This window comes from Alteromonas sp. ABV2_168, from assembly GCF_056161165.1.
In genome coordinates this window covers 110,093-124,213 of sequence record NZ_JBSWYQ010000004.1, presented here as the reverse complement: position 1 = coordinate 124,213, position 14,121 = coordinate 110,093, and the positions used below count along the sequence as shown (strand labels likewise).

General features: G+C 48.0%; 10 protein-coding genes and 1 tRNA gene. 9 read left to right on the top strand and 2 right to left on the bottom strand.

Features of this window, described 5'->3' with window-relative positions:
- The first annotated feature begins 17 nt into the window (after positions 1-17).
- The 9 genes from ACXAH4_RS08250 to rpsO all read left to right on the top strand — a co-directional run bounded on the left by ACXAH4_RS08250 (position 18) and on the right by rpsO (position 11,359).
- A tRNA-Met gene (locus ACXAH4_RS08250) sits at positions 18-94 on the top strand.
- Between the two features lie 184 nt (positions 95-278).
- The gene (locus tag ACXAH4_RS08245) at positions 279-3,599 is read left to right on the top strand and encodes an MHYT domain-containing protein (protein WP_474881438.1); all 3,321 of its coding nucleotides are present in this window, start codon (positions 279-281) and stop codon (positions 3,597-3,599) included.
- Between the two features lie 2 nt (positions 3,600-3,601).
- Complete coding sequence (locus ACXAH4_RS08240) at positions 3,602-4,615, top strand: response regulator (protein WP_474845646.1); 1,014 nt, start codon at positions 3,602-3,604, stop codon at positions 4,613-4,615.
- A gap of 285 nt (positions 4,616-4,900) precedes the next feature.
- Entirely contained in the window at positions 4,901-5,359 is a 459-nt protein-coding gene (gene rimP / locus ACXAH4_RS08235) for a ribosome maturation factor RimP (protein WP_119501016.1), read from the top strand.
- A gap of 45 nt (positions 5,360-5,404) precedes the next feature.
- The gene (gene nusA, locus ACXAH4_RS08230; protein ID WP_303574330.1) at positions 5,405-6,907 is read left to right on the top strand and encodes a transcription termination factor NusA; all 1,503 of its coding nucleotides are present in this window, start codon (positions 5,405-5,407) and stop codon (positions 6,905-6,907) included.
- Between the two features lie 16 nt (positions 6,908-6,923).
- Positions 6,924-9,533: a translation initiation factor IF-2 gene (gene infB / locus ACXAH4_RS08225; RefSeq protein ID WP_474881436.1), complete on the top strand. Its 2,610-nt coding sequence runs from the start codon at positions 6,924-6,926 to the stop codon at positions 9,531-9,533.
- A gap of 83 nt (positions 9,534-9,616) precedes the next feature.
- A complete protein-coding gene (rbfA, locus tag ACXAH4_RS08220; protein ID WP_303574328.1) occupies positions 9,617-10,015 on the top strand; it encodes a 30S ribosome-binding factor RbfA in 399 nt (132 codons plus the stop codon).
- Positions 10,015-10,992: a tRNA pseudouridine(55) synthase TruB gene (gene truB, locus ACXAH4_RS08215; protein WP_474851879.1), complete on the top strand. Its 978-nt coding sequence runs from the start codon at positions 10,015-10,017 to the stop codon at positions 10,990-10,992. Before rbfA ends, truB begins: the two co-directional genes overlap by 1 nt.
- 97 nt (positions 10,993-11,089) lie before the next feature.
- Positions 11,090-11,359, top strand: a complete 270-nt coding sequence (rpsO, locus tag ACXAH4_RS08210) for a 30S ribosomal protein S15 (RefSeq protein ID WP_070125244.1) — start codon at positions 11,090-11,092, stop codon at positions 11,357-11,359.
- A 158-nt stretch (positions 11,360-11,517) separates the two neighbouring features.
- Here rpsO and ACXAH4_RS08205 read toward each other — a convergent pair whose 3' ends face one another.
- Complete coding sequence (locus ACXAH4_RS08205; protein ID WP_474881435.1) at positions 11,518-12,309, bottom strand: hypothetical protein; 792 nt, start codon at positions 12,307-12,309, stop codon at positions 11,518-11,520.
- Between the two features lie 196 nt (positions 12,310-12,505).
- Complete coding sequence (locus ACXAH4_RS08200) at positions 12,506-14,059, bottom strand: bifunctional GNAT family N-acetyltransferase/carbon-nitrogen hydrolase family protein (protein ID WP_303574325.1); 1,554 nt, start codon at positions 14,057-14,059, stop codon at positions 12,506-12,508.
- Between the last annotated feature and the right edge of the window lie 62 nt (positions 14,060-14,121).

Below are 14,121 nucleotides of genomic sequence, written 5' to 3'. Positions count from 1 at the left end.
AATCTATTTAATTCGGACGCGGGATGGAGCAGTCTGGTAGCTCGTCGGGCTCATAACCCGAAGGTCGTTGGTTCAAATCCAGCTCCCGCAACCACTCCGAATGTTTAAATTCTAATTTATTTCCGTATTTTTTCCACAAATAAGTCATCACTTTTTATTAAGTTGCGCTTCACCGTACTTTTTCGGCAACTTCACGACTTTCGCCCTGCAACTAATTTGTACTTCACTCAATAGCTGTTACGCTAACTATTGATAATAAACTATACACGGACTTACTGATGCTCGAATGGCTGATGTCTTTTTTTGTCATTCCTGACACCTCTCTGTTACTTACCGGCGAATATTCACCTGTTCTGGTAACTATTTCCATTTTTATATCGGTTGCTTCTTCTTATATGGCTTTCCGCGTAGCCGGTCAGGCCGCAGAATCTGAAGACAATAACCGGAGACTCATTTTGCTTGGTCTGGGAAGTCTGGCGCTGGGAGGCGGAATTTGGGCCATGCACTTCATTGGCATGCTGGCTTTTGAGTTGTGTACTCCCGTTAGCTGGGCTCCGTGGACAACATTTATGTCCTTTATTCCCGGCGTGCTGGCAGCATTTGTTGCATTGCAAAGTTTGACTCACCGGAAAGTGAAATTTTCTCAGATATTTATTGGCGGCGTCCTTGTCGGCTCGGGTATCGGGGCGATGCATTATACCGGGATGGCGGCTATGGAAATGGCGCCTCTGTTACGGTACAACCTGCCTGTTTTTGCCTTATCCATCGTTGTGGCGGTATTGCTGGCCATGTTGTCTTTATGGATAAAGTTCGGTCTGAAGCGATTTGCAATTTCCCGCGGATTTAAAGGTACCCGTGTTATCGCCAGCGTTGTGATGGGTTGTGCGATCACGGCAATGCACTATACCGGTATGGCTGCCGCCCGCTTTGTTGCCCCTCCCGGATTGGAAACCTCTGCTCAGGATCAATCTCTGTCGTACATCCTTGCTGGCTATGTGAGTTTCTTCACGTTATTGATTATTGGCATTGTGATGGGCGTTACATTGTTGTTCCGTTACATGGATATTTCTCAAAAGGCTGAGAACAGCCGCCGTACCCAGCTTGCGCTGATGGATACTGCTATTGATGGCATCCTTACCGTCAATGGCCAGGGAACTGTGCTGAATATGAATCAGGCGGTGACAACCATACTGGGCTGGACAGAGGAAGATCTTACCGGTCACTCTATTCATCGTATGATTCCTGAAGAAATGCGCAGCCGCTACAATGAGCAATTTTTCCGGCAGGAAGTGGTTCCTGTTGATGAACAAATTATCGGAGTTAGCCGTGATGTGGAAGCACTTAATAAAACGGGCCAGCGGGTTCCGGTTCGGGTGGGTGTGGGCCACACCCGATTAGGTGAACAAAATCTGTTTGTGGTTATCGTGGGCGACAACCGCGAACGCATCGAAATGGAAAAGACTATCAGGGACAACGAAGCTAAGTTCCGGTCTTTTTTCCATAATATTCCCGGCATTGCTTATCGCAGTATGAATACGCCCGGCTGGCCTTTCGAATTTGTCAGTGCGGCTGTTGAGGAATTCAGCGGATATCCGGTTTCAGCATTTATCCGTTCAGACTCACCGGTTACCCTTGAGCAACTGGTGCATGAAGACGACCGGGAGTCGTTCCTTACTGCCCGCCGTTCCGGCGCTGACTTTTATGTGGAATACCGTCTTGTTCATAAAGACGGAACAATAAAGTGGTTGCGCGAGTACGGCAACGTTGTACACAGCACCGACAAGTCAGTGAGCTGGGTCGACGGCTTTATTATGGACATCACTTCCCGTAAGGAAATGGAGGAAGAGCTGCGTCATGCGAAAAATGATGCTGAGCAGGCCGCTGCGGCCAGAGCCAGCTTCCTTGCTAATATGAGTCATGAAATCCGTACACCGATGAATGCCATTATCGGTTTCAGTGATATTTTACTGGATGAGAAACTCACAGACGGCCAGCATAAACACCTGACAACCATTAACCGGTCTGCGCGCTCGTTACTTCATTTACTGAACGATATTCTCGACAGTGCCAAACTTGATAAAGGAAAGCTGGACCTCGAATACCGTGATTTTTCAATTACCGAAGAAATTGACACGGTGATTTCTACCTACTGGCTTGAAGCGAAGAGAAAGGGTCTGACGCTGGGGGTCAGTGTTTCGCCATCCTTGTCTGACTACTATTACGGAGCACCTGAGCGTATCCGGCAGGTGCTGAATAACCTTATAAGTAATGCCGTGAAATTCACTGCCCACGGTGAAGTTGATGTAGAAGTCTACCCGGACGCCGACGGCATGATCGCATTTTCCGTCAGCGACAGCGGCATTGGTATGACCAGCGAACAGGTGAGCCGGGTTTTTGATGCCTTTGCACAGGCAGATGCTTCCATGAGCCGAAAATATGGCGGTACAGGTCTTGGTACGACAATCAGTAAACAACTGGTTGAGTTGATGGGCGGTACAATTTCGGTGTCCAGCGAACCGGAAAGAGGCACTAATTTCACTTTCACGCTGCCTCTTACTGCGGTGGAAAAACAGATCAGTGAAATGCGTGCTGTAACGGTTGATTTACCGCCTCTGCACATTCTGGTGGTGGATGATATCAGCCAGAATATTGATCTTATCAGTTTGCTGTTAAACCGCGCCGGTCACACAGTTGATTTTGCAGAGAACGGTGCCAGAGCATTGGAAAAAATGAATAAAGGTAGTTTTGACATTGTGTTGATGGACTTGCAGATGCCGGTAATGGACGGTCTGACAGCGGCGGCACGACGCCGTGAATATGAGCAGGTACATCATTTAAAGCAACTGCCTATTGTCGCCTTAACCGCCAGTGTACTGGTACAGGATAAACAAGATGCGATAAATGCCGGTATGGAAGGCTTTGCGAACAAGCCCATCGATTTTCCTGTACTGGTGAATGAAATTGCCAGAGTGCTGGGTTTTGAAACAAAGGAAAGTGTGCGTGAAATAGAAACAGCCAGAGAGGCCTGTGCAATAGATTATCGCCGGGGTGTGCAGCTTTGGGGCGATAAGGATACCCTGAATAAGGAAATCTCACAGTTCCTGCGCAACAGTCATGAAACTCTGACTAAACTGGTGAATTTCTTCGCTGATGATGATTATGAGCAAGTCGTAAAATACCTGCACGGCATGAAAGGTGTCAGCGGTAATCTGGGCTTAACAAAGCTGATGAATTTGTGCGGTGAGTTCGAGCGCAGCGCAAGAAATGATCATTTAAGCGCCGAAGATATTCCTACCCTTAAGACGGCATTGCGGGAAGTCGAAAATGAACTCAACCGGCAGACGGAAGAGCCTGCTGCAGAAGAGTCCCGTGAGGAAGTCGACATTACTGCCTTGCGTAACACACTGAATGCACTGCTGGTTTCAGCGGCGCAGAATCAGTTTGACGAATCTACTTATCAATATTGTGAAGGCCAGTATTTTGGAAGCTACAATGTACAGGTGCAGGGCATTTTACAGGATATGGATGATTTTGAATTTGAGCGTGCTGTTGAACGAATTAAGCAACTACTTGCATCTACAGAACAAACAGGGGAATAAATGTGTTTGGTGAACCCGGAAAGCCCAAATTACTGCTGGTAGATGACGAACCGGTTAACTTGCGGGTACTGAAACAATTATTAGGTAAAGACTACATCCTTTATTTTGCAAAAAGCGGTGATGAAGCGTTAAAGCTGGCAGAGAAACAACGTCCTGATCTTATTTTAATGGATGTGATGATGCCGGAAATGACAGGTTTTCAGGCCTGTACACACCTTAAAAAAACATCCGGTCTTAAGCATATACCGGTTATATTCGTTACAGCTCTTAACGATGCGACTGATGAAGCGGAAGGGTTTGCTGTCGGAGGCGTGGATTATATAACCAAGCCAATTTCGCCACCGGTGGTGCTGGCGAGGGTTAAGACCCACCTTTCCCTGGTACAGTCTGACGAATTACGCCGCACCCGTATGCAGGTCATACAACGACTCGGCCGGGCGGCAGAATACAAAGATAACGAAACAGGCATGCACGTGCTGCGCATGAGTCACTTCTCAAAAATCATCGCGCTGGCGTATGGTTTTTCAGAGGCGAGGGCAGATATGCTGCTTCACGCTGCCCCTATGCACGATATCGGTAAAATCGGAATTCCGGACAGTATTATGCTCAAACCTGGCAGACTCACTGATTCAGAATTTGAGGTCATGAAGACCCATCCCAAAATTGGTGCAGAAATACTCGGTGATGCAGACTCTGACCTCATGAATCTGGCGCGAATCGTTGCACTCACACACCATGAAAAATGGGATGGCACCGGGTATCCTGAAGGTCTCGCCGGGGAAGACATCCCCATTGAAGGACGTATTGTGGCAGTGGCGGATGTTTTTGATGCGCTCACCAGCCGGCGACCATATAAAGAAGCCTGGCCGGTGGATAAAACCCTCGACTTTATGCATTCTCAGAGTGGTATTCATTTCGACCCGGCACTCATCGCATTACTCGACCAGTGTCTGGATGATATTTTAGAAGTGAAAGAACGCTGGAAAGATGAAGATCCAAACCCGTTACTGAGTTGATATCTGGTCTGAGTACCAGTATAATGCGCTCCAACTAGTTAGTTAGCGGGCTTACTGGAGCATTTTACACGGTATACGCCTAACTATTTTGCAAACTTTTCTGCGTATTTTGCGTAGTTAAACCTGTATTGTTTGCAACTGCCTCTGGCAGACAGGGTTCAGATTCTTGCAAAAAGCCCCGCTAGTACGGGGCTTTTTGTTGTATTTAAACTGATTTATTCCCTTTTCAGGCAGTAAATTAAGTAGTTGGGCTATATGCCCTTTTTTCGTTTTTGGAGGTAAGGATTGGCAAAGCTTGAAGATAAACTGACCGAGATGCTTGAGCCGGGTGTTGAAGCCCTGGGTTACGAACTGGTAGGCGTGGAATTTGTACGTGCAGGTAAGCACTCGATTTTGCGTGTTTTTATCGACCATGAAAATGGTGTAACCGTTGATGATTGCGCGGAAGTCAGTTACCAGGCAAGTGCGATTCTTGATGTTGAAGATCCAATTACTACGGAATACAACCTGGAGGTGTCTTCTCCGGGTATGGATCGACCTTTGTTCAAGGCCAGGCACTATGAGCAGGCCGTGGGTGAAGTTATTCAGGCGCGTTTGACTGTGCCTATGGATAACCGGCGGAATTTCAAAGGAAAGTTATTGTCATGTGAAAATGGCATGATCAATATTGAAGTGGATGGCCAGCAGTTCCAGTTAGCTGTGGCGAATATCGAAAAAGCAAACATTGTTCCCACATTTGACTAATGGAACAGCACGCTTTCAGCGTAAGAAAGCATCAGTGAGGCGAAAATGAATAAAGAAATTTTGTTAGTGGCAGAAGCCGTTTCAAATGAAAAACAAGTGCCTAGAGAAAAGATCTTTGAAGCACTGGAGTACGCGATTGCCAGCGCAACGAAAAAGAAAAACGAAGGCGAAATTGAAGTACGCGTAAGCATTAACCGCACCACCGGTGATTTTGATACGTTCCGCCGCTGGGAGGTTGTTCCTGACGATCACGAACAGGAAAACCCGTATGCAGAAATGTCGCTGTCTGCCGCACAAGTTGACGATCCTGACGCACAACTGGGCGATTATGTTGAAGAGCAGATTGAATCTATTGCTTTCGACCGTATTACTACGCAAACCGCCAAGCAGGTTATCGTACAAAAAGTACGTGAAGCTGAACGCGCGCAAATGGTTGCAGAATACGAAGACAAGGTTGGCGAACTGGTAACCGGTACGGTGAAGAAAGTTAACCGTGACAACATTATCATCGACCTGGGTAATAACGCTGAAGGTGTTATTTACCGTGACGATATGCTGCCCCGCGAAACCTTCCGTCCGGGCGACCGTGTACGTGGTCTGCTTTACGTTATCCGTCCTGAAGCCCGCGGTGCACAGCTGTTTATCAGCCGTACTCATCCTGACATGCTGGTTGAACTGTTCCGTCTGGAAGTGCCGGAAATTGCCGAAGAGACGCTGGAAATTAAGTCCGCTGCCCGCGATCCGGGTTCACGTGCAAAAATCGCTGTGAAGACAAACGATAAGCGTCTTGACCCTGTCGGTGCCTGCGTAGGTATGCGTGGTTCACGTGTGCAGGCTGTATCCGGCGAACTTGGCGGTGAGCGTGTTGATATTGTGCTTTGGGACGAAAACCCGGCACAATTCGTTATTAACGCAATGGCACCTGCTGAAGTGGCTTCTATCGTAGTAGACGAAGACGCCCATGCAATGGATGTTGCAGTGGAGCAGGACAACCTGGCACAGGCCATCGGCCGGAGTGGTCAGAACGTTCGCCTTGCAAGCCAGCTGACCGGCTGGGAACTGAATGTCATGACAGTTGCCGACCTGAACAAGAAGCACGAAGAAGAAACTGCCAAAGTACTTCAGGTGTTTGTTGAAGGTCTGGATATTGACGAAGATTTTGCAGAATTATTGGCTAGCGAAGGCTTTAGCACACTTGAAGAAGTAGCTTATGTCCCTGTTAGCGAACTGCTGGCCATTGACGGCCTTGATGAAGACACTGTTGAGGAACTGCGTAATCGTGCACGTGCTGCACTGACTACCCGTGCTCTGGCGAATGAGGAAACGCTGGAAGGCGCTGAACCGACTGAAGCGCTGCTGAACCTTGACGGTATGAATAAACACATTGCCTATGTCCTTGCTAGCCGTGGAATTACTGACCTTGAAGAGCTGGCTGAGCAGGGAACAGACGATATTAGTGATATCGAAGGATTGACCGAAGAAGACGCCGGAAAACTCATCATGGCGGCACGGAATATTGTCTGGTTTGGTGAAGAAGAAGGTCAATAAGGGGAAAAAGACTAAGATGGCAGAAGTATCCATAGAAAAGCTCGCCAGCGACATTGGAACAACCGTTGACCGACTGGTAACTCAGTTTAAAGATGCCGGTATTACGAAAGCAGTTGATGATTCCGTTACAGAAGATGAGAAACGTCAACTTCTTGAGCACCTGAGCAAGCAACACGGTAGCGCCGGTTCTGGCGAACCGACACGAATGACGCTGCAGCGTAAAACTACCAGCACGTTAAGTGTAGGCAAGTCTAAGTCTGTAAAAGTTGAAGTACGTAAGAAACGCACGTACGTGAAGCGCAGCGAAGTTGATGAACAGAAAGCGGCTGAAGAAGAGGCCCGTCTGGAAGAAGAACGCGCACGTCTTGAAGCTGAACAGAAAGCAGCAGAAGAAGCCGCCGCTGAAGCCGCCCGCAAAGTGGCTGAAGAAAAAGCGCGTGTAGAGGCGGAAGCGAAGAAGAAGGCGGAAAAAGAGCGTGCCCGTAAAGCTGCTGAAGAGAAAGCCCGCAAAGAATCTGAAGCGCCCGAGCTGAGTGCTGAAGAACTGGCTGAGCAGGAAGCTGCACGTCAGGAAGAAGAGCGCCTGCGTAAGCAACAGGAAGAAGAAGCGAAGAAAAAGCTTGAAGAAGAGGCAAAGCGTGCGGCTGAAGAAGCCCGTAAGCTGGCTGAAGAAAACGAGCGTCGCTGGAAAGAAGAAGAAGAGCGTCGTAAACGTGATGAGGCTGCTGAAGTTCATATGCACTCAAACCGTTACGCGCAGGAAGCGGAAGACGAAGAAGACATGCAAGTTGAGCGATCTTCACGTCGCCGTAAGAAATCGAAGAGAAATGCCGGTGAGCATCTGAAGCAAGGCTTTAATAAGCCGGCTCAGCCAGTTGAACGTGTTGTTAAACTGGGTGCGACTATCACCGTTGGTGAACTGGCTAACCGTCTGGCGGTCAAGTCTAACGAAGTTATCAAGACCATGATGAAAATGGGCGAGATGGCTACCATCAACCAGGTATTGGATCAGGATACTGCCACACTTGTTATTGACGAAATGGGTCACAAGTATGAGCTGGTTAATGACAATGCGCTGGAAGATGAACTGATGTCAGAATCCGGTCAGGGTGAGAAAATTACCCGTGCACCGGTTGTTACCATCATGGGTCACGTTGACCACGGTAAAACGTCGTTACTTGACTACATTCGCCGCGCTAAAGTAGCTGCAGGCGAAGCCGGTGGTATTACTCAGCACATCGGTGCATATAAAGTTGAAACGGATAACGGCGAAATTGCTTTCCTGGATACACCGGGACACGCCGCGTTTACCGCAATGCGTGCACGTGGTGCAACCGCAACTGATATCGTAATCCTGGTTGTTGCAGCAGATGACGGTGTAATGCCGCAAACTAAAGAAGCGGTACAGCACGCGAAAGCGGCTGGTGTACCTCTGATTGTTGCTGTAAACAAAATGGATAAAGAAACAGCGGATCCGGATCGTGTTAAAACTGAACTGTCTCAACTGGAAGTTATTTCAGAAGAGTGGGGCGGTGAACACCAGTTTGTAAACGTATCTGCGAAAACAGGTATGGGTGTTGATGAGCTGCTTGAAGCCATCACGCTGCAAGCTGAACTGCTTGATCTGAAAGCCGTACCGAATGGTCCGGGTCGTGGTCTGGTGATTGAGTCGCGTCTTGATAAAGGCCGTGGTCCCATTGCATCGGTTCTCGTTCAGGAAGGTGAAGTACGCGCCGGCGATATCTTACTGTGTGGTGAAGAGTACGGCCGCGTTCGTGCTATGCGCGACGAAAACGGTATCGAGCTGAAAGTAGCTGGTCCTTCTACACCTGTTGAGGTACTGGGTTTATCCGGTGTACCGGTAGCCGGTGAAGATGCAGTCGTTGTACAGGACGAGCGAAAAGCCCGTGAAGTCGCAGCTAAGCGTCATCAGAAGAAACGTGAACTGAAACTTGCCCGCCAGCAGAAAGCGAAACTGGAAAACATGTTTGCAAACATGGAAGCCGGTGATATCAGTGAACTGAACATCGTACTGAAGGCTGACGTACAAGGTTCTGTGGAAGCGATTTCTGAATCACTGCTGAAACTGTCTACCAGCGAAGTTAAAGTTAACATTGTTGGTAGTGGTGTAGGTGGTATTACTGAAACTGACGCGACACTTGCAGCGGCCTCCGGCGCTATCATTCTTGGCTTCAACGTACGTGCCGATGCAACTGCACGCCGCGTCATAGAAGCTGAAGAAATCGATCTGCGTTATTACAGCGTTATCTATAACCTGATTGACGAAGTGAAAGCGGCAATGAGCGGTATGCTTGCCCCTGAATTCCGTCAGGAAATCATCGGTCTTGCTGAAGTGCGTGATGTGTTTAAATCACCGAAACTGGGTGCCATCGCAGGTTGTATGGTTACTGAAGGTATCGTGAAGCGCAGCAATCCAATCCGTGTTCTTCGCGACAACGTAGTTATCTACGAAGGTGAGCTGGAATCACTGCGTCGCTTTAAAGACGACGTGCAGGAAGTACGTAACGGTATGGAATGTGGTATCGGCGTTAAGAACTACAATGACGTAAAAGTTGGCGACCAAATCGAAGTATTTGAAGTCATCGAAGTTGCACGTCAAATTTAGTCCTGAAATGGCTGAATGACAAAGCGGGGGCGTTAGCCCCCGTTTTTGTCCTTATAGCCTGATGCAGGTATGAGGAGTTAACTATGGCACGGGAATTTTCTCGTACAGACAGAGTGGCACAGCAAGTTCATAAAGAAGTTGCCAGCATTCTGCAAAATGAATACAAGCACCGGGTGGGTAATATCCCTATGATCACGGTGGCAGACGTGGAAGTCTCCAGAGATTTGGCACACGCGAAAATCTTCATTTCAATTTATGGTGCCGAAGAAGAAGAGGCCAAAGCGCATACAAAACAACTGGAAGAGTCAAAGGGCTTCGTTCGTTCGTTGCTGGCTAAACGCTTGCGCATGCGCAGTGTGCCGCATTTGCATTTCTTCCGCGATGAATCGCTCACCGAAGGTATTCGCATCTCAAATCTGGTTTCTGAAACCATTGCAAAAGATGAAGCGAAAAGTAAACAGCGGGACGAAGAGCAGGATTAATGGGCAGACGTCGTAAGGGCCGTAGTATCAACGGTGTATTGCTGTTGAATAAGCCAACAGGCGGTTCATCTAACCAGATTTTACAAAAAGTACGCTGGTGCTATAAAGCGGCGAAAGCCGGTCACACCGGCGCGCTGGATCCGCTGGCCAGCGGCATGTTACCCATATGCCTGGGCGAAGCGACAAAGTTTTCTCAGTTTCTGTTAGATGCTGATAAAACTTACGAAGTCACCATGCACCTGGGCGTCAGAACGACGACGTCCGATGCTGACGGCGAAGTCGTGGAAGAAAAGCCGGTAAATGTTTCTGAGGACGAAGTCCGCAGTGCCTGCCAAGCGTTTCTTGGTCAGAGCAAGCAAATCCCTTCCATGTTTTCAGCATTGAAGTACCAGGGAAAGCCGCTTTACTACTATGCGCGTCAGGGCATTACAGTAGAAAGAGAAGCCCGGGATATCACCATTTTCGAACTGGAAATTACCCGCATGGCGTTACCTGATGTAGACATGCGCGTGCGTTGCAGCAAAGGTACTTACATCCGTTCACTGGTGGATGACATTGGTCAGCAATTGGGTTGCGGTGGTTACGTTACCCGTCTGCATCGTACGGAAGTTGCTGATTATCCTGCAGATAAGATGGTATCTCTGGATGACGTAATTGCTATGCAGGAAGCTCTGGATGAGGGGGAGTTTGATACCCTTGACCAACTGCTGTTACCCATGGACACGGCTGTTTTATCATTACCGGAAATTATGCTGGACTCGCAGCAATGTGCCCGTTTTGAACATGGTCAGAGTGTTTTGCCTGACAGCCCGGCATCACTTGTTGCCGGTGAACAATACCGGGTGTATACCAGACAAGATGATGAAGTGCTGTTTCTGGGGGTAGGAGAAGGCGTGGTATCGCCGAAAGACCAGCCCCGGGCAGATGCCGGTGAGGTATTTGTTTCGCCGAAACGCAGAGTCGTCTACACAGATTGATTTTACTTGCGTATGGTAACGTCATCGTTATAATACGCGCTCTCATAATTTCGCTGAATTAGTGATCGGCGGGATTTAATCCAATCAGGAGAAAATTATGTCACTAACTAAAGAAGAAACAGCACAAATCGTAGCTGATTATGGCGTTAAAGAAGGTGATACTGGTTCACCTGAAGTACAAGTTGCACTGTTGACTCACAACATCAACAAACTGCAAGGTCACTTCTCTGGCCACAAGAAAGATCACCACTCACGTCGTGGTCTGCTGCGCATGGTTAGCCAGCGTCGTAAACTGCTTGACTACCTGAAAGGTAAGAACGCAGAACGTTATCTTGATCTGATCAAGCGTTTAGGTCTGCGTCGCTAAGACACAGTTCTGAACGAAAAAAGCGCCGAAAGGCGCTTTTTTTGTGTCTGCAGATTTTTCTAGCCGGGGTTAGTATCTGCTGAGCAGACCGGTAGATGGCAGAAAACAGTCTCTAAAATACTCTGGCTTGCGGCAGACTGTCGCCTGCCGGCAACAGATTACTGAGGTTGAGGCTGACTGACGACGACTTTTGTCGCTATTTCACGGATTTCGTTTTCCATGCCGCTGATACGGCCTGCCAGGCTGTTGTTACGGTTTTCCAGAACTGAAATCTTGTCAGACAGGCTCTTAACCGTTTGCGCCTGTGAGGCTTTATCACCGGCCGCCTGTTCAAGTTGAACGTTCAGCGCCAGAATTTCATCAGCCAGACCACTTAACTGGTTGTTTAACGAAACCACCTTACTTTGCTGGGCTTTTAAATCTTCAGCGACCGCAGTAACTGACTTCTTCAGTCCGTTTTCTGTGGCGTTAAGCTTATCACCCAAATCCGTGATTTCTTTCTGATTACGGCGCCAGGCTGAGGCCCAGAGCTTATCCATCTGATCCCACAATTCATTGCTTTTATCAGTCAGCTCACTCACTTTCACCTGCAGCGCGACAGTGGATTCACCCATTTCTTCGCCTGTTGCAGAGAGTTTTCTTTCCAGCTGGGCAATGCGTGAATCAGCATCTTCAGCAGCGATTTGTTGTTTCTGCAGTTGATCATACAAGTAATAGCATCCGCCACAGCCGGCCAGAGCGACCACGGCGACAAGGGCAATCCACAATCCGTTACCGCCACCGCTACTTTTTTCAGAAACAGGTGACGCCGGTTTTTTGGTGCCTGACGGTGAACTCGTGTCCGCTTTAATGGTGTGTGCAGCGGTGTGCTTTTTTTGCTGGTAGTCGCGACGATCTTCATCATCCAGTCTGATGGTAGGAAAATCATCGTTTCTTGAATCGTTAGACATACTTACTCTTTTGAAAACTCAACTTCAGGTGATTAATCTTGCTAATAAGGAAGATGGTATCCTTAATCCCATACCAATACCATTCTCCGCGGGAAATAACAATGCACGCAGGGTGCATTGTTATTAAATTCCCACAAGTTACAGCAAAGGGCAGGCCAGTTTGCTGTTTATGGCAGTTAACTGGCCGGTTAACGACTTATTTATCACCAATCCACTGAACACGGTAGAGATCACGACGTCTGTCCAAATAGTTGCGGACAGACCCTTCATTTTGCAGTTTGGTGAGCTTGTCGAGGTCAAGATCAACAATCAGCGTCATCTCAGTGTTTGGTGTTGTCTCAGACACGATGGCATCGTGAGGGAACGAGAAATCAGAAGGTGAGAACACCGCAGTTTGTCCGTACTGAATATCCACGTTATCTACTTTCGGCAGGTTGCCCACGCTGCCGGCGATGGCCACATAACACTCGTTTTCAATGGCACGGGCCTGTGCACAACGACGTACCCGCAGATAACCATTCTTGGTATCTGTCCAGAAAGGAACAAACAGGATCTGCATTTCCTGTTCTGACTGGATACGGGCGAGTTCAGGGAACTCCACGTCATAACAAATCAAAATGCCAATTTTACCAAAGTCTGTGTCAAAGACATTCAGGGCGTTACCGCCTTTCATGATCCAGTCTTTCTTCTCATGTGGGGTAGGGTGAATTTTATACTGGCTGTCTATGGTACCGTCGCGGCGGCACATGTAACTGACATTATATAATTCTTCGTCTTCCACAACCGGCATTGAACCGGCAATGATAGTAATGTTGTAACTCACCGCGAGATGAGAAACGGCGGTAAGAATTTCATCCGTATAGCTTGCCAGATGCCAGATGGCATCAATGGACTCCTGTGACTCACTAAGTCCCATCAACGGTGCATTAAAGAACTCGGGAAACAGCGCAACGTCGCAGCCATAGTCTGATAAAGCATCCACAAAATACTCTACCTGTTGCAGTAACTCTTCAACGTTCTCAAAGTAACGCATTTGCCACTGAATACAGCCGATGCGGGCATTCGATTTCTTGCCGCCGAATAAACGTGGATTACCCGGTTCATAATAGATATTGTGCCACTGAAGCAGTGTGGCATAACCCCGGGAGGCTTCATCTTCCGGCAAATAGGCCTTCAGAATTTGTTTTACCTCGAAACCGTTGGATAACTGAAAGGTTAAGATAGGGTCATAAATGTCTTTCGACTTCACCGCTTCAATGTATTCATACGGCGTCATTTCGTGACTGTGTTTGCCGTAATTCGGAATGCGGCCGCCAGCCATAATAGACTGCAGATTCAGATTCCGGCATAACTCTTTCCGCGCTTCATATAAGCGCCGGCCAAGTCGAAGTCCGCGGTAATCCGGACATACAATGACTTCTACTCCGTAGAGCACATCACCGTTAGGATCGTGGGTGGTGAGGTATGCGTCACCGGTAATCTCATCATAGGTATGTTTGTCGTCAAACTGGTCGTAATCCACAATAACTGAAATGGCAAACGCAACCACTTTGCCTTTATCTTCGATACAAATCTGGCCTTCAGGAAAGGTGGTAACCTGAGCTTTGTAATTTTTGAATGGCCAGGCGCCTCCCACGTTGGCGTAAACCTTGTCCATCAGTTCTTTTACATCATCATAGTCATCCAGCGTTAAGTTACGCAGTTCCAAATGATGCTCTGTTTCTTCGTTATGATGAATATCCTGACTCATTAAATTCGCCTTACTCTTTGATTTTACTACACCGGATGTATACACCATGACAGAAAGAAAAG

Bases quoted from the DNA above. Each gene is read 5' to 3' on its own strand.
- ACXAH4_RS08245 (WP_474881438.1), top strand. From the start codon at position 279: ATGCTCGAATGGCTGATGTCTTTTTTTGTCATTCCTGACACCTCTCTG.
- nusA (WP_303574330.1), top strand. From the start codon at position 5,405: ATGAATAAAGAAATTTTGTTAGTGGCAGAAGCCGTTTCAAATGAAAAA.
- infB (WP_474881436.1), top strand. From the start codon at position 6,924: ATGGCAGAAGTATCCATAGAAAAGCTCGCCAGCGACATTGGAACAACC.
- rbfA (WP_303574328.1), top strand. From the start codon at position 9,617: ATGGCACGGGAATTTTCTCGTACAGACAGAGTGGCACAGCAAGTTCAT.
- truB (WP_474851879.1), top strand. From the start codon at position 10,015: ATGGGCAGACGTCGTAAGGGCCGTAGTATCAACGGTGTATTGCTGTTG.
- rpsO (WP_070125244.1), top strand. From the start codon at position 11,090: ATGTCACTAACTAAAGAAGAAACAGCACAAATCGTAGCTGATTATGGC.
- ACXAH4_RS08205 (WP_474881435.1), bottom strand. From the start codon at position 12,309: ATGTCTAACGATTCAAGAAACGATGATTTTCCTACCATCAGACTGGAT.
- ACXAH4_RS08200 (WP_303574325.1), bottom strand. From the start codon at position 14,059: ATGAGTCAGGATATTCATCATAACGAAGAAACAGAGCATCATTTGGAA.